Source organism: Aquabacter sediminis (assembly GCF_028863665.1).
Classification (GTDB): Bacteria; Pseudomonadota; Alphaproteobacteria; order Rhizobiales; family Xanthobacteraceae; genus L1I39.
Map to the genome: position 1 here is coordinate 140,995 of NZ_JARBFX010000009.1, position 16,008 is coordinate 157,002.

13 protein-coding genes are annotated in these 16,008 nt (G+C 65.4%); 4 read left to right on the forward strand and 9 right to left on the reverse strand.

The features are described 5' to 3' along the window. Positions 1-24: 24 nt before the first annotated feature. From PV781_RS18250 to PV781_RS18280, 7 genes are all read right to left on the reverse strand, one after another. Positions 25-1,335, reverse strand: coding sequence for an RsmB/NOP family class I SAM-dependent RNA methyltransferase (locus PV781_RS18250; protein ID WP_274777069.1), 1,311 nt, complete (start codon positions 1,333-1,335; stop codon positions 25-27). Between the two features lie 156 nt (positions 1,336-1,491). Continuing rightward, entirely contained in the window at positions 1,492-2,277 is a 786-nt protein-coding gene (locus PV781_RS18255; protein ID WP_274777070.1) for a succinate dehydrogenase iron-sulfur subunit, read from the reverse strand. Positions 2,278-2,321: 44 nt separating this feature from the next. Next, positions 2,322-2,567: a hypothetical protein gene (locus PV781_RS18260; protein WP_274777071.1), complete on the reverse strand. Its 246-nt coding sequence runs from the start codon at positions 2,565-2,567 to the stop codon at positions 2,322-2,324. A 34-nt stretch (positions 2,568-2,601) separates the two neighbouring features. After that, positions 2,602-4,440, reverse strand: coding sequence for a succinate dehydrogenase flavoprotein subunit (sdhA, locus tag PV781_RS18265; RefSeq protein WP_274777072.1), 1,839 nt, complete (start codon positions 4,438-4,440; stop codon positions 2,602-2,604). 4 nt (positions 4,441-4,444) lie between these two features. Next, a complete protein-coding gene (sdhD, locus tag PV781_RS18270) occupies positions 4,445-4,831 on the reverse strand; it encodes a succinate dehydrogenase, hydrophobic membrane anchor protein (RefSeq protein ID WP_274777073.1) in 387 nt (128 codons plus the stop codon). Between the two features lie 10 nt (positions 4,832-4,841). Next, positions 4,842-5,243 carry a succinate dehydrogenase, cytochrome b556 subunit gene (gene sdhC / locus PV781_RS18275; protein WP_274777074.1) on the reverse strand — a complete coding sequence of 134 codons (402 nt, stop codon included), beginning with the start codon at positions 5,241-5,243 and terminating at the stop codon, positions 4,842-4,844. A 257-nt stretch (positions 5,244-5,500) separates the two neighbouring features. Next, complete coding sequence (locus PV781_RS18280) at positions 5,501-6,193, reverse strand: OmpW/AlkL family protein (protein ID WP_274777075.1); 693 nt, start codon at positions 6,191-6,193, stop codon at positions 5,501-5,503. Positions 6,194-6,443: 250 nt separating this feature from the next. Here PV781_RS18280 and PV781_RS18285 point away from each other — a divergent pair, with 250 nt between their 5' ends. Continuing rightward, a complete protein-coding gene (locus PV781_RS18285) occupies positions 6,444-7,598 on the forward strand; it encodes a CE1 family esterase (protein ID WP_274777076.1) in 1,155 nt (384 codons plus the stop codon). Here PV781_RS18285 and PV781_RS18290 read toward each other — a convergent pair. After that, a complete protein-coding gene (locus tag PV781_RS18290) occupies positions 7,574-8,623 on the reverse strand; it encodes a MaoC family dehydratase (RefSeq protein ID WP_274777077.1) in 1,050 nt (349 codons plus the stop codon). The genes PV781_RS18285 and PV781_RS18290 overlap by 25 nt on opposite strands. Positions 8,624-8,800: 177 nt before the next feature. On the opposite strand from PV781_RS18290, the gene PV781_RS18295 reads away from it, so the two are divergent. Next, positions 8,801-9,727, forward strand: coding sequence for a cation diffusion facilitator family transporter (locus PV781_RS18295; protein ID WP_274777078.1), 927 nt, complete (start codon positions 8,801-8,803; stop codon positions 9,725-9,727). Here PV781_RS18295 and PV781_RS18300 read toward each other — a convergent pair. Then, positions 9,721-9,924: a DUF1737 domain-containing protein gene (locus tag PV781_RS18300; protein ID WP_209101780.1), complete on the reverse strand. Its 204-nt coding sequence runs from the start codon at positions 9,922-9,924 to the stop codon at positions 9,721-9,723. The two genes, PV781_RS18295 and PV781_RS18300, sit on opposite strands and share 7 nt — an antisense overlap. A gap of 377 nt (positions 9,925-10,301) precedes the next feature. Between PV781_RS18300 and PV781_RS18305 the strand changes: the two genes are divergently transcribed. Continuing rightward, on the forward strand, positions 10,302-13,007 hold the full coding sequence (locus PV781_RS18305; RefSeq protein ID WP_274777079.1) for a S8 family serine peptidase: 2,706 nt from the start codon (positions 10,302-10,304) through the stop codon (positions 13,005-13,007). A 282-nt stretch (positions 13,008-13,289) separates the two neighbouring features. After that, positions 13,290-15,998: a S8 family serine peptidase gene (locus PV781_RS18310; RefSeq protein WP_274777080.1), complete on the forward strand. Its 2,709-nt coding sequence runs from the start codon at positions 13,290-13,292 to the stop codon at positions 15,996-15,998. The last annotated feature ends 10 nt before the right edge of the window (positions 15,999-16,008 follow it).

The following is a 16,008-nucleotide window of genomic DNA, read 5'->3' on the forward strand; positions in this document are numbered from 1 at the left end:
AGCGGCGCTGCGATCCGATATGGTTCAGGGCGCTGCGGGTGTCGGGACGCGTTGCATGACGGCGGCGAAGAAGCCGTCCGTGTCGTTGCGGGCCGGGGTCAAGGCCAGATAGTCCGGGTGGGTGGAGCCGGTCAGTCCCGGCGCGGCCTCGCTCAAGGGTACCACGCGGAAATCGGGATGGGTCGCGAGGAAGGCCGCGACCTGCTCCTCATTCTCCTCCAGCAGCAGCGAACAGGTGGCATAGACCAGCCGTCCGCCCGGCTTTACGAGCCGCGCCGCGCTGTCGAGAATAGAGGCTTGAAGCGGAAGGAGATTGTCGAGGCCTGGCCCCAGAACGCGCCAGCGGGCGTCCGGATTGCGCCGCCATGTGCCGGTGCCGCTGCAGGGCGCATCGACCAAGACGCGATCAAAGCCGCCCTTGTGGCGCTTGACCCACTTGTCCCGTTCATTGGCCAGGGGCCGGGTCTCGATATTGTGCAGCCCCGCGCGACGGAAGCGCTCGGCGGCGCGCTTCAGGCGGATGTCCAGCACGTCGCAGGCGATGACGTGGCCCTTATTGGCCATCTGGGCGGCGATGGCCAGGGTCTTGCCGCCGGCCCCCGCGCAGAAATCCACCACCCGGTCGCCGGGGCGGGCGTCGACCATAAGCGCGACCAACTGGGAACCCTCGTCCTGGATCTCCACTTCACCGGTCTTCAGCATGGGCAGGCGAGCGAGGGAGGGGCGCTCGCGGACGCGGATGCCGTGGGGCGCGAGGGCTGAGGGTTCGGCCGGCAAGCCGAGGTCATGGAGCGCCTGGAGAATGGAGTCCCGCTGCCCTTTCAAGGGGTTGACGCGAAGATCCAGCGGCGCGGGGTCCAACAGCGCGGCGACGTCCTGCTCGAAGGTGTCCGGGAAGCGCCGGTGCAGGGCGGCGGCGGCCCAATCCGGGCATTCGACACGCACCTCGGTCGGCATCGCGGGGGAGGTGAGGGCCGAGCCGTGCAGCTTCACCAGCAGGGCGCGCTCGTTATCGTTCAGCCGCGCCGGTTCCAAGTGCTTGCCGCTGAAGATGTTTTTCAACTGGTCGGGCGTCTGGCGCGCGCTGAGCGCCAGCCAAGCCAACAGGCGGTTCCGGGGCGTCGCCTCCCGCCCATGCCGCGTCACCCACCAGCCGAGGCGCGCGTGATGGCGCAGCAGGGCATAGAGCAGGTCGGAGATGAAGCCGCGGTCCGCCTCGGTCAGCTGGCGGTTGGCGCGGAACCAGGATGAGACCAGCGCGTCCGCGGGGCGGGCGACGGCGTGGACTTCGGTCAGAAGATCGAGGGTGGCTTGGAGGCGGGCGGCGTAATGCACGGGGGGAGACCAGGCTTGAGGGGCGGGCACCTTAGAGGGCTGGGCGAGGATTGGCCATTGGCGGGCGGGAGGGGGGTGACAACGAAAAACGCGCGTGACAGGCGTCACGCGCGCTTTGAACTGGGTTTGGCCGAGGCGGAGGAGCGTGAGTTCCGCTCAGATCTGGCGCTCGACCATCATCTTCTTGATCTCGGCGATGGCCTTCGCCGGATTGAGGCCCTTCGGGCAAGCCTGGGCGCAGTTCATGATGGTGTGGCAGCGATAGAGCCGGAAGGGGTCTTCCAGATTGTCGAGCCGGGCACCGGTGCGCTCGTCGCGGCTGTCCTTCAGCCAGCGATTGGCCTGGAGGAGGGCCGCCGGGCCGAGATAGCGGTCGCCGTTCCACCAATAGCTCGGGCAGGAGGTGGAGCAGCAGGCGCACAGGATGCATTCATAGAGGCCGTCCAGCCGCTCGCGGTCTTCCTTGGACTGGCGCCACTCCTTCTCGGGGGCGGCGGTGTCCGTCTGCAGCCAGGGCTCGATGGAGGCGTGCTGGGCATAGAAGCGGGTGAGGTCGGGAACGAGGTCCTTGACCACCGGCATGTGGGGCAGGGGATAGACGTTGACCACGCCCTTCACCAGCACCTCGTCCATGCCCTTGGTGCAGGCCAGAGTGTTGGTGCCGCCGATATTCATGGCGCAGGACCCGCACACGCCCTCGCGGCAGGAGCGCCGGAAGGTCAGGGTCGGGTCGATCTTGTTCTTGATGTAGATGAGGCCGTCGAGCACCATCGGTCCGCAATCGTCGCGGTCCACATAATAGGTGTCGATGCTGGGATTCTTGCCGTCGTCCGGGTTCCAGCGATAGATGCGGAACTCCGTGACCTTGGTCGCGCCCTTGGGCTTCGGCCACACCTTTCCGCCGGAGATCTGCGAATTCTTGGGAAGTGCGAGCTCAACCATTGGTGCATCCTGCTCGCCGGCTGCGCCGGGCGTAAGAAGGGGTCTCAATCATCCAGCAGGTCGCGGCGATCCGAACGGAAGCGCCGCTCCTCCTCGCGGTCCTGGCGCGCATCGCGTCGCGCCAGTTCGGTATTGGCGGCGGCGAGGCGGGCATTGGCGGCGATCAACTGATCGTCGAGGCCGTCCATGCGCTCCACCACCGCGTCGAGGTGACGGTTGAGGTGGTCGAGCTTGTCCTCGAGCGTCTTGAGACGCTCCAGGATCAGCTTGCCCACCTTCTTCTTCGCCACGCTCGCCTCCGCGCGAGAGCCGTCTGAAGCGCGCTCAGTAAACGCGCTTCTTGGGCTCGATATACTGGATGTCGTTCGACAGGGTGTAAGTGTGAACCGGACGATCGTCGAGCTTCACCTGGCCCGTAGCGGTGTCCAGGTAAGCCAGCGTGTGCTTCATCCAGTTGTGGTCGTCCCGGTCCGGATAATCCTCGCGGGCATGGGCGCCACGGCTTTCCTTGCGGTTGGCCGCGCTTTCCATGGTCACCACCGCCTGGGAAATGAGGTTGTCATATTCCAGGGTCTCGATCAGGTCCGAATTCCAGACCAGCGAGCGGTCGGACACGCCGATATTGGTGGTGGCCGAGAACACGTCGTGGATGAGCGTGCGCCCTTCCTCCAGCACTTCGCCGGTGCGGAACACCGCGCAATTGCTCTGCATCACCCGCTGCATGCGGGCCCGCAGCTCCGCCGTGGGGGTGTCGCCCTTGGCATTGCGGAAGTGGTCGAGGCGCGAAAGCGCCTTGTCGGCGCTGTCGGCGGGCAGCTCGCGATGCTTCTCGCCGGGCTGCACCACCTCGGCGGCGCGCAGCGCCGCAGCGCGGCCGAACACCACCAGGTCGATGAGCGAGTTGGAGCCCAGGCGGTTGGCGCCGTGCACGGAGACGCAGGCGGCCTCGCCGATGGCCATCAGGCCGGGCACCACCTTGTCCGGGTCGCCATGCACCTTGTTCAGCACCTCACCGTGATAATTGGTGGGGATGCCGCCCATATTGTAGTGCACGGTCGGGATGACCGGGATCGGCTCGCGCGTCACGTCCACGCCGGCGAAGATGCGTGCGCTTTCCGAGATGCCGGGCAGGCGCTCGTGCAGGATCTTCGGGTCCAGATGGTCGAGATGCAGGAAGATGTGGTCCTTGTTCTTGCCCACGCCCCGGCCTTCGCGGATCTCCATGGTCATGGAGCGCGAGACCACGTCGCGGGAGGCAAGGTCCTTGGCCGAGGGGGCATAGCGCTCCATGAAGCGCTCGCCCTCGGAATTGGTCAGGTAGCCGCCCTCGCCGCGCGAGCCCTCGGTGATGAGGCAGCCCGAGCCATAGATGCCGGTGGGGTGGAACTGCACGAACTCCATGTCCTGGAGCGGCAGGCCGGCGCGCAGCACCATGGCATTGCCGTCGCCCGTGCAGGTATGGGCCGAGGTCGCCGAGAAATAGGCGCGGCCATATCCGCCGGTGGCGAGGATGGTCAGGTGGGAGCGGAAGCGGTGGATGGTGCCGTCATCGAGCTTCAGGGCGACGACGCCGCGGCAGCGGCCTTCCTCGTCCATGATCAGGTCGATGGCGAAATATTCGATGAAGAACTCGGCCTTGTGCTTCAGCGCCGCGCCATAGAGCGTGTGCAGCATGGCGTGACCGGTGCGGTCGGCGGCGGCGCAGGTGCGCTGGGCGGTGCCCTTGCCGAAATGCGTGGTCATGCCGCCGAAGGGGCGCTGGTAGATCTTGCCGTCCTCGGTGCGCGAGAAGGGCACGCCCCAGTGCTCGAGCTCATAGACGGCGGCCGGCGCATTGCGCACCAGATATTCGATGGCGTCCTGGTCGCCGAGCCAGTCCGACCCCTTGACGGTGTCGTACATGTGCCATTCCCACTTGTCCTCGCCCATATTGGCGAGCGAGGCGGCGACGCCGCCCTGGGCGGCCACCGTGTGCGAGCGGGTGGGGAACACCTTGGTGATGCAGGCGGTGCGCAGGCCCGCCTCCGAGCAGCCGACCACCGCGCGCAGGCCCGCGCCACCGGCGCCGACCACGAGCACGTCGTAGGTATGGTCCTGGATCGGATAGGCCGCGCCGTTCACGCCGGGGGCGGCTGAGCCGTTGGATGCGTTGGTTTCGGCCATTGCGTCAGCCTCCCAGGCTGATCTTGAGCACGGCAAACGCGCCGGCGAGACCGACCGCGACCGTGAAGAAGGTGTTGGCGACGATGCAGAGCACCTTCATCGCTTCACCATGGACATAGTCCTCGATGATGACCTGCATGCCGATGCGCATGTGGGTGGTCACCGAAAGCAGGGTGAGCAGCAGGACGATGGCCACGAAGGGGCTGCCGATGGCGGCCCGCGCGGTGGCATAGCTTTCGCCCGCCAGCGAGATGACGATGCAGATGAAGGCGATCATCAGCAGCAGGTTGGCGGCGCCGGTGACCCGCTGAAGGAAGAAGTGATCCGTACCCGACCGGGCGGCGCCAAGGCCGCGGACGCGGCCGAGAGGGGTGCGCATGGGGCTGTGCATGTCTCTCTCCTCAGCCCTTTACGGCCAGGCCGATGATCCAGATCAGCAGCGTCAGCGCCACCGAGCCGGCCAAAGTGGCCTTGGCCAGCAGGACCCGCTCATTGGCACCGAAGCCGATGAGGAAGTCCCACAGGAAGTGACGGATGCCGCCGAGGGCATGGTGCAGGAGCGCCCAGGTGAAGCCGAACAGGATCAGCATGCCGAGCCAGGACCCGGCCAGCCCCGAGAAGGTGGCATAGGCCCCCGGCGAGGTTGCCGCCGCCAGCAGCCACCACACCAGGATGACGGTGCCAAAATAAAGGGCGCCACCGGTGATGCGGTGCACGATGGACATCATCATCGTGAACAGCGGCGTATAGATCTGCAGGTGGGGCGATAGCGGGCGCGTGACGCGCGTGGGGCTGTCGGCCATGGGCCTCCTCCGAAAATCGACCGATCAGGTATCTCAATCGTCGCCAGTTCGCAACGATTCCAAAGCACAGTATGGATCGGACTGCACCTTTATGCCGCACCGCGGGAAAAAGGTAGAGAAAACCGCGCGGGTCCGGGCTGTGAGCCGCGCGTTCCGCGCCGGTCTTTCCGCGCGGCGACCGCCCATCGCTCCGAACGCAAAAAGGGGCGCGGACCCAGGTCCGCGCCCCTGACTGTCGATCCTGCGTTGGCGCGGGATCAGAAGCGATAGGTCACACCGGCGGCGACCAGCCAGGGGTTCAGGTCGGCCTGGCCCGGCAGGGTGGCGGCGCCCACGCCCACGTCGAAGCTCGGGGTGAGGAAGATCTTCTTCACGTCGACGTTGATGCCCCAGTGCTTGTCGAACATGTAGTCGAAGCCGGCCTGCAGCGCCCAGCCCCAGGTGTTCTGGAGGCTGAGGGAGGTGACCGAGTTGGTGGTGCTGGTGTTGTAGAAGAAGGTGTAGTTCACGCCGAAGCCCACATACGGCTTGAACGCGCCCATCTCCGTGAAGTGATACTGCAGGGTCAGCGTGGGCGGCAGGATCCAGGTGCTGCCGATCTTGCCCAGGCTGGAGATGGAATCCTGGCCGTAGATGCTGCTCTTGGTGGTGCCCAGGATCAGTTCGAGGGCCACGTTCTTGGTCAGGAAGTAGGAGATGTCCAGTTCCGGCGTGATGGAGTTGGAATAGGACAGGTTGGAGCCGGCCACGCCCTGGACGTTACCGCCATTCATGGGCAGCACGCCGAGCGCGCGCAGGCGGATCATCCACGGGCTCGGCTCGGTCACCGGCTGCACCGGAGCCTTCACCACCGGCGACAGATCCGCCGCGCTCGCAGCGGTCGCGAAAGCCGCCGTCATCATCGTCGCGGCGAAAAGGCCGATCCGCCCCCAGAAGCCCTTCGTAGCCATGTCCCAGTCCCTTTGTGCAATGTGACTGCGGGAGAGTTGTCCGGCTTGGCCGTGGGAAAGTTTGAGATAGATCAAATCTACGAGCCTGCCTTGTGGCTGCCTTCATTCCGCCTTGCGAATGTGGCTTGCGCGCAACAGCCGGGGGCACAATTTCTGCGACATGCTGTCCACTCGGCATGAGTCGGCGCCGTCAGCCGGGGAATGGATCGCTGTGATTGAGACCGTAGCCGCGCAGGAGTCGCAACGTCAGATGGCCGACTCGCTGGACCGGCGCGCTCCGGCCGCCGTGAGTCTCTGGCGGGCAGGGGCCCGCCTGTTCGCGGTCCTCGTCCTTCTGGTGGTTGCCTGCGGCGCCGCGCCTCCGGCCCTTGCGCAGGCGCAGCCGGCCGGTTCCGATGCCGCCAACGCAAATCCTGCAACGTCCGACCCGGCGGAGGAGCACATCCAGGTGGGGCGGGAGGACCGCACCTATCTGATCTCCCGGCCGCCCGGGATCACCGCGCCCGCGCCCACCGTCATCGCCCTCCACGCCGCCGGGCAGTCGTCCCAGAGCTTCCGCGACTATCTGGGGCTCGATGCCTCCGCCACGCCGCAGGGCGTGGTCACGGTCTATCCCCAGGGCATCGGGCGGGTCTGGAATGATGGGCGCCCGGCCGCCATGCGCCTCAAGGCCCTGCTGACGCCCGGCGACGACGTGCCCTTCCTCATTCTCCTGGTGCATCGCCTGGTGCAGGAGGGCATCGCCGATCCCCGGCGCATCTATCTGCTTGGCATCTCCAATGGCGGCTTCATGGTGGAGCGCATGGCCTGCGAATATGCCAACCTGTTCGCCGCCTTCGCCGTCACCATGGCGACCGCCCCCGCCAATTATCGCGAGGAATGCGCCCCGGCCCGGCCGGTGCCCATCATGTTCGTGCATGGGACGGCGGATTCGGTGATCGGCTGGTTCGGCTTCTGGACGCCGCTGGGCGCCACCCTGTCCGCGCCCGACAGCGCCTTGCTCTATGCCGCCCTCGATCGGTGCGCGCAGACGAAGACCGAGCCGCTGACCGATCGCGATCCCCTCGACGGCACCAGCATCTCGCTCCAGACCTGGACCAATTGCGAGGGCGGCGCCGAGGTGCGGCTCTACAAGGTGGACGGCGGCGGGCACCAGTCGCCCGCCCGCGTGCGCACCAAGCCGGACCTCGCCTCCTCCGTGCTCGGCCTGCGCAGCCGGGACATGGACATGGGCGAGGCCTCGCTGGCCTTCTTCTCACGCTTCGCGCTGCCGGGGCAGGACCCCGTCCCGCCGCCCCCGGCGAAGCGCACCACGGGCAAGCCGGCCCCCGCCAAGGGGACGGCCAGTGGCCCGGCGCCCAAGCCCGCGTCCGCCGATGCTCAGCGGGGCAGCAAGACCCAGTAGTCGAGGTCGAGGATCACGCTCGGGTCGTACTCCTCCCCCGTCTTCAGGGGGAAATCGGCGCAAGGGCGGTCCTTGGTGGCGATGGTGCGCACGCGCAGCGCGCCCACATCGTCGCGGCCGGAAATCTCCGCCTTGTCGAGGATCTCGCTCCAGGCGAACACAGTCAGCCCGGCAAAGAGCGGCGAGACATGGCGCCCGCCATTGATGGCGGCCACGTGGAAGGCATTGGCCAGCCCGTTGAAGGACAGGGCGCGGGCGATGGAAATGACGTGCCCGCCATAGATCAGCCGGCGGCCGAAGCGGCCCTGGCCTTCGGTGAACTGGTTGAAATGCACCTTCGCCGTGTTCTGGTAGAGGCGGGTGGCGATCATGTGCTCCGCCTCCTCCACCGTCATGCCGTCCACATGGTCGATCTTCTCGCCCACCTCATAATCGCCGAAGCGATAGGGCGAGCCGGACAGGTCGTCCCGCCATTCGGAGGCATCCAGGGGCGGCACCGCATCGCCGAGGGCGTCGGGGGCAAGGGCCGCGGGCAGCTTGGGCACCACGGCCTCCACCGCCGGGGTCTTGGGATCGCGCTTGCGCACCATCACCCAGCGCACATAGTCGAGCACCTCGACGCCGTCCTGGTTGAAGCCGGTGGAGCGCACATAGACGACGCCGCTCTGGCCGTTGGAATTCTCCCGCAGCCCGATCACCTCGGAAACCGCATGCAGCGTGTCGCCGGGATAGACCGGGGCAAGGAAGCGCCCGCCCGCATAGCCGAGATTGGCCACCGCGTTCAGGGAGATGTCCGGCACCGTCTTGCCGAACACCACATGGAACACCAGCAGGTCATCCACCGGCGCGCGGGGATAGCCCAGCGCCTGGGCGAAGCTGTCGGCGGACTGCACCGCGAAGCGTGATCCATAGAGCGCGCTGTAGAGGCTCACATCACCCGACGTGAGGGTGCGCGGCGTGGCGTGCCGGATCACCTGGCCGACGGAAAAATCCTCGAAGAAGTTGCCGGAACTGGTTTTCGTCATGGAGCCCCTCGCGCGCTTTGTGGCATGTTGGACCATGGCCAAGGTGCAACGCAACAGGGCGGCTTCCGCACGCCTTGACGGGACAGGCCCCGGCGCGCCACATGGGGCTTGGCGTGGGAGGGGTGGTAACGGGAGCGGGCGTCTGTCCAGGCGCGCGACCCGGGAGAGGGGGTGGGGGTGAAGGGTTCTACGAGCCAGCAATTGTCGTTCCAGGCGATGATCTTCGTCATCTGCCTGTTTCCCTTCTATATCCTGGCGGCGTCGCTGACCAATTCGGCAGCGGTGCTCACCGACCTTCTGGCCACCTCCTTCGACCTGACGTCGCTGACCGCCTGCTGGCTGGTGCTGCGCATCGCCCATAAGGGCCCGGGGGAACGCTATGCCTATGGCCTCGGCAAGCTGGAAAACCTCGCCGAGCTGATGATCGCCATGCTTCAGGTGATCCTGGTCATCATCGCCAGTGTGCGGGCGGTCTCCAGCCTCATGCACCCGGAAGCGGTGAGCGGGGCCATGCTTGGCCTTGCCGTGACCGCCGCCGCCGTGGCGGGCAACGTCTTTCTCAACCGCAAGGCGACGCGCCTCGCCCGCGAGACCCGCTCGCCGGTGCTGGCCGCGCAGGCGCGGGTGCATCTGGTCTCGGCGGTGTCGTCCGGCTCCGTCTTCTGCGTGACGGTCATCACCTCCACCTTCCACCACATCGAATGGGTGGCCTATCTCGACCCCATCGCCTCCTTCCTGGTGATCGGGCTGATGGTGTTCAACATCTTCGAGATGCTGACGAACTCCCTCGGCTCCCTGCTCGACCAGGCGATCGGGGAGGCCGGGCAGCTGCGCATCCTGAAGGCGCTGACCTCCCATTTCGACGAGTTCGAGGAACTGGGCGACATCCGCACCCGCCAGCATGGCGGCAAGATGCTGGTGGAGCTGCACCTGGGCTTTGACCCGCACTGGACGGTGGAGCGGGCCCGCGAGGCCGTGGCCAAGCTGTCCGGCGCGGTGAAGGAGGAGTTCAGCACGGTGGGTGACAGCGTGGACGTGGCGGTGGTGCTGCTCCCCCCCACCGCCCGCACGTTCCACGCCGCTGTGGCCGAGGCGGCTCAGTAGTCGGAGAGGGTGACGTCGTCCGTCCAGTCGCCCGGCACGTCCTTCACGATCACCTGGCCGCAGATGACGCGGCCCTTCACCGGATCAAAGGTGAGGGTGGGTGCCCCATAAAGCTGCCATCCCTTGTTCAGCGCCGCGCTCACGCGCTTGCAGAAGGCGCTGTCGTCGGGACCCGTGAGATAGCGATAGAGCTTCATGTGGCGGCCTTTGCCGGGTGGATGGAACCGTGCGGTTATAATCCGGCGGCAGGGTCGCGCAAATGGCGTGCGCGCGCCCGGCGCGTGCGTTGGCGCGCCGTGGCGGAAGACGCCCTGGCGCGCGCCGGTGGTGCAATCGCGCATCCGATAGGCGGTGCAACGATGAGTTTCTTCTTCAGGCGACGAAGGGAGAGGTAAAAACGCTCCATTCTGGCAAGATGTAGGAGGTATTTGGATGCGATGTGGTTGAGAAAAGCTGGCAAGGTTGGGGTCGAAGCTGCATTTTCAACCCCTGCTTTCATTGACACTTCCAAGCCACATGACTGAGAAAAGCCTCAAGAAAACCGCCCAGCACGAAGGGCGGAAGCGAGGCAACCATGGCGCGGGCTTATCTTCCTTCCGATCCCCTGTTTGCGGCGCAGTGGCATCTGCTCAATACCGGACAGGACCTGATGGGGGTGCCCCAGGCGGCCGGGGCCTATCGCAATGACATCAATGTCACACGCGTGTGGCCCGACTATACGGGCGAGGGGGTGACCGTCGGCGTGGCCGACGACGGCTTCCAGGCCCGCCATCCCGACCTCGCCCCCAACTTCCTGTCTGACCTGTCCTACAATTTTGGCACCAACAGCTGGGGGACGGCTGACGGTGTGCACGGAACGTCCACGTCCGGCCTGATCGTGGCCGCGGACAACCAGTTGGGCGGCGTCGGTGTCGCCTTCGATGCCAAGGCCATCGGCTATGGTTATGGGAACAGCATCCTGTCCTTCAGCAAGGCGGTGACGCTGATGCTCATGGCGGGGGTGGATGTCAGCAGCAACAGCTGGACGTTCCAGGACGAATGGAATGCCTCCCAGACCGAGAAGTCATTCGTCCGCCAGTCCCTGAACAGCCTCGCCGAACTGGGACGCGACGGCCTGGGGACAGTGACCCTGTTCGCGGCCGGCAATTTCCGTCCGGCCGGGACGGACTCGAACCAGTATCTGACCACCAACTCGGCCTATGTCATCACCGTCGGCGCGGCCCTGTCGGACGGCACGGCGGCGTCCTACAGCAATCCCGGTGCGAGTGTTCTCATTGCCGCGCCGAGCGGCGGTTTCTCCACCTCCGGCCCCGCGCGCGAGCTTGAGAACGTGGTGACCACGGACCTGCTGGGAACCGCCGGCCTCAACAAGAACGCGGACGGCGATTACACCAACGTCCTCGGCGGCGGCAGCACGGGCTTTACGGGAACCTCCGCCGCAACGCCGATTGCGGCGGGCGTCGTCGCTCTGATGCTGCAAGCCAATCCGAATCTTGGATATCGCGATGTCCAGGAGATCCTGGCCTACAGCGCCCGGAATCCGGAAGGTGTTGCAAGCTGGCAGACCAATGCGGCCACCGACTGGAACGGCGGCGGACTGCTTTACAATCACGAACTCGGCTTCGGGCTGATTGATGCTCACGCCGCTATACGCCTGGCGGAGACCTGGCAGAAGCAGTCCGTGGTCGGCAATATGGTTTCGCTCAACAAGCTGTTGACCGAGGATCCCGACACCTTCAGCTCCACGATCACCGTCGCCAGTGGCGAGACCCGCGTGATCGAGGTGGACTTCGACACAGCCGTTCGCATCCAGCACGTCACCGGCTATCTGGCCATCGAGAACATGGCGGGCGCGGTGGTCACCGACGTGACCGTGACCCTCGACGGGCCCGGTGGTGTCTCCCGGAGCGTGCTGCTGAACCCCTATGCAGCGCCGGAGCGCACCAAGCTGCAATTCGATTTCGACTCCGTCCACCAATGGGGCGAAATCAGCACTTCCGGCACCTGGACGCTGACCATCGCCAATGCGGCCACCAATGCCGACATTCAGGTGGAAGCGGGGATCACGGTCATGGGCGACGCCGTCACCCCCGGCGAGACCTTCATCTATACCGACGATTACGGCCGCCTCGGAGCCGAGGATGCCGATCGGGCCATCCTCTCCAGCACGCAGGCCGGTCCCCACACGCTGAATGCCGCGGCGGTGACCTCCGACACCATGGTCGACCTGTCCGGCCACGAAGCCACCATCGCCGGCGTCGCCACGTCGTTCGCGCCGGACATGAGCTTTGCCCGCGTGGTGACGGGCGATGGCAATGACACGCTCACGGGCGACGAGGGGGACACCGTCTTCTTCACCGGCCGCGGCATCAACAGCGTCGATGGCGGCGGTGGCCACGATACGCTGCAAGTCCTGTGGGACTTCAAGGCCTATAGCCAGACCGCTTATGGCATCCAGACGGTGATCGTCGGTGCGGACAGCGTCGATTATGCCACCGACATCGCCGCGATCCAGTTCGCCGACGGCACGCTGACGCTGGACGGCAACTCCCTGGTCAACGATCTCTTCTATGCCGGCCAGGTGCCGAGCCTTTTGAATTCCGCCACCACCGCCGAGAGCCACTATGACAGCGTGGGCTGGAAGGCGGGGCTGGACCCCAATGCGGTGTTCGACACCTCCGCCTATCTCGCCAACCACGCCGCCTTGAAGGCGGCCGGGACCAACCCGCTCGATTATTTCCATGAGACCGGCTGGAAGAATGGCGATGACCCCTCCGCCCGCTTCGACACCTCGCTTTATCTGAAGCTCAATCCCGATGTGGCGTCGGCGGGCGTCGATCCGCTCCAGCACTATCTGGAATACGGCATGCATGAGGGCCGGGAGGTGCGCCCCGTGGTCGACAGCGCCCATCTGCAGAATGCGGGCACGTTCGACGCCACCTTCTACCTCCTGGTCAATGAGGATGTGGCGCTGGCCGGGGCCAATGCATATGAGCACTGGATCACATACGGCCAGAAGGAAGGGCGCGACCCCAACGCCTATTTCGATGTGAGCTATTACCTCTCCGCCAATTCGGATGTGGCGGCGGCGGGTGTCAACCCGCTGGAGCACTACATGACCTTCGGCTGGAAGGAGGGGCGCGATCCCTCTCAGGCCTTCGACACCGAGGGCTATCTCGACCATTACACGGACGTGGCGGCGGCCGGCATCGATCCGCTGGTCCACTACCTCGTCTATGGCATCGGCGAAGGTCGCCAGTCGACTTGGGATCTCGCCTGAAGACCCAGCCAAAGGACCCCAGACACGCCATAGCGGGGACCCTGTCCAGCCACGGTGCGCGCCAGCCTCAACCGGCGCGCGGACCGCGGCGGGCCGGGCGCTGTGGTCTTGCGAAGACCTGTCTGCCGGTAAGGGAAATAGGATTTGAAATAATACGTAACTTTGCCGAGGCGATATTCATCATTTCATTTGTGACCTAGTCTTTCATTGACAGGAGTTATTTGCCTGGCCGAAGAATGACGCAGAGTGAATTGCCTTGCGCGTTCGGTGGGGAGTGTCGGCATGGCCACGTCCTATGGGTTTTGGGATCCGTTATTCGAATACCAGTGGCATCTGCTCAATACCGGGCAGGACATCATGGGCCTGCCGCAGGCGCCAGGGGCCTATCGCAACGACATCAATGTCACCGGCGTATGGCCCAATTACACCGGCAAGGGCGTCGTGGTCGGCGTCCTGGATGACGGCTTCGAGGCCGATCACCCGGATCTGAAGCAGAACTATCTGGCGGACCGGTCCTACAACCTCGTCACCAACACGCCCGGCCAATTTCTGGGGACGCATGGCACGGCCACCACGGGCCTCATCGTGGCGGCGAACAATGGCGTGGGAGGGCTGGGCGTTGCCTATGAGGCGACCGCCATCGGCTATACCAGCGACGCCGACGGCAGCTCCCTTCTCAACAATTTCATCAAGGCCTCCAGCCGCATGCTTCTGGAGGGCGTTGACGTCAGCTCCAACAGCTGGGGTGTTCCCGAGAACATCTTGTTTGCCGGGGCGGAGCTGCAGCGGGTCTTCAACACTGCCACCCTGAACCTGGCGCAGCTGGGGCGCGAGGGATTGGGGACGGTCTCCGTCTTCTCCGCCGGCAACGGGCGCCTGGAGAATGAGCATACGACCCTGGAGGTGACGGGCTCCTCGCCCTTCACGATTCTTGTGGCCGCTGCCAATGCGGACGGCACGGTGGCGAGCTATTCGACGCCCGGTGCCAGCGTGCTGGTGGCCGCCCCGGGCAGCGGAAACACCCCGGATGGAACGGCAAACACGATCCCCAGCATTGTCACTACGGACCTGACGGGGACCGCCGGCTACAATATCCGGGAAGACGGCGACTATACGAATGTCAGCGGGGAAGGAAGCACCGGCTTCAGCGGCACCTCCGCAGCCGCGCCCATCGTCTCGGGCGTGGTGGCCTTGATGCTCGAGGCCAATCCCAACCTTGGCTACCGGGATGTGCAGGAAATCCTCGCCTACAGCGCCAAGAACCCGGCGCAGGTGGCCACGTGGCAGGAGAATGGCGCGGGCGACTGGAACGGCGGCGGCCTCTTGTTCAACAACGATCTCGGCTTCGGCTTGGTGGATGCCCATGCCGCGGTTCGCCTGGCTGAGACCTGGACCAAGCAGAGCACCTTCGACAATGCCGCCCGGCCTTCAGCTGCGTTCTCCAATGGCGAGGTCAGCCTCGCCGGTGGCGAAAGCGTGAACCTGACGGTCAGGTTCGAGGATGTCATCCGGGTGCAGCACGCTTTTCTTTCGCTGCATGTGCGCGCGCCGAACGGCGAGTTGCAGGACCTGTCCGTCAGCCTGATCGCGCCGGATGGCACATCGAACCTGTTCATGGACCCGTCTCTCTATGCGCCGTTCACCTCCATCGGACTGAAGGATCTGTCCTACACCTTCGACACGACGCGAAGCTGGGGGCAGATCTCCACCTCGGGCGACTGGATCCTCTCGGTCACCAACAACACGGCTGCCTACGTCTATATTGAAGCCGGTCTTTCGCTGATCGGCGATGCCCCGACCTTCGGCGAGACCTTCATCTATACGGACGATTACGGCCGCCTCGGCGCCGAGGATGCCGGTCGCACGGTGCTGTCGAGCACCGAGGTCGGCGCCCACACGCTCAATGCGGCGGCGGTGACCTCCGACACGATGGTCGATCTCTCCGGCCACGAAGCCACCATCGCCGGCGTCGCCACCACCATCACGCCTCTCATGAGCTTCGGCCGCGTGGTGACCGGCGACGGCAATGACACGCTCACGGGCGACGAGGGCGACACGGTCTTCGTCAGCGGGCGCGGCATCAATGTGGTGGATGGCGGCGCGGGCAACGACACCCTGCAATTCCAGTGGGGCTTCAAGAACTACGCTCAAAATGCCTATGGCGCCCAGACGATGATCTCGGGCATCCAGAGCACCGATTATCTGAGCAATATCGAGGCCCTGCAGTTCGCCGACGGCACGCTACTGCTGGATGACGATTCCCTGGTCAACGACCTCATGTATGCGGGCTATGTCCCGAGCCTGCTGAATTCCGGCCTCACCGCGCGGGACCATTATGACAGCGTAGGCTGGAAGGCGGGGCTGGACCCCAACGGGATGTTCAGCACCACCGCCTATCTCGCCAACCACGCCGTGCTGAAGGCGGCCGGGACCAATCCGCTGGATTATTTCCATGAAACCGGCTGGAAGAATGGCGATGACCCCTCCGCCCGCTTCGACACCTCGCTTTATCTGAAGCTCAACCCAGATGTGGCGGCGGCGGGCATTGATCCGCTCCAGCACTATCTGGAGTACGGCATGCATGAGGGCCGCGAGGTGCGCCCTGTAGTCGACAGCGCCCATCTGCAGAATGCCGGCACGTTCGACGCCACCTTCTATCTCCTGGCCAATGTGGACGTGGCCCTGGCGGGAGCCAATGCCTATGAGCACTGGATCACGTACGGCCAGGCGGAAGGGCGCGACCCCAACGCTTATTTCAGTGTCGGCTATTATCTTCAGGCCAATCCGGATGTGGCCGCGGCGGGTGTCAACCCGCTGGAGCACTACATGACCTTTGGCTGGAAGGAGGGCCGCGATCCCTCTCAGGCCTTCGACACCGAGGGCTATCTCGACCATTACACGGATGTGGCGGCGGCCGGCATCGATCCGCTGGTCCACTATCTCATCTATGGCATCGGCGAAGGTCGCCAGTCGACCTGGGACCTCGCCTGATCCTGGCGCG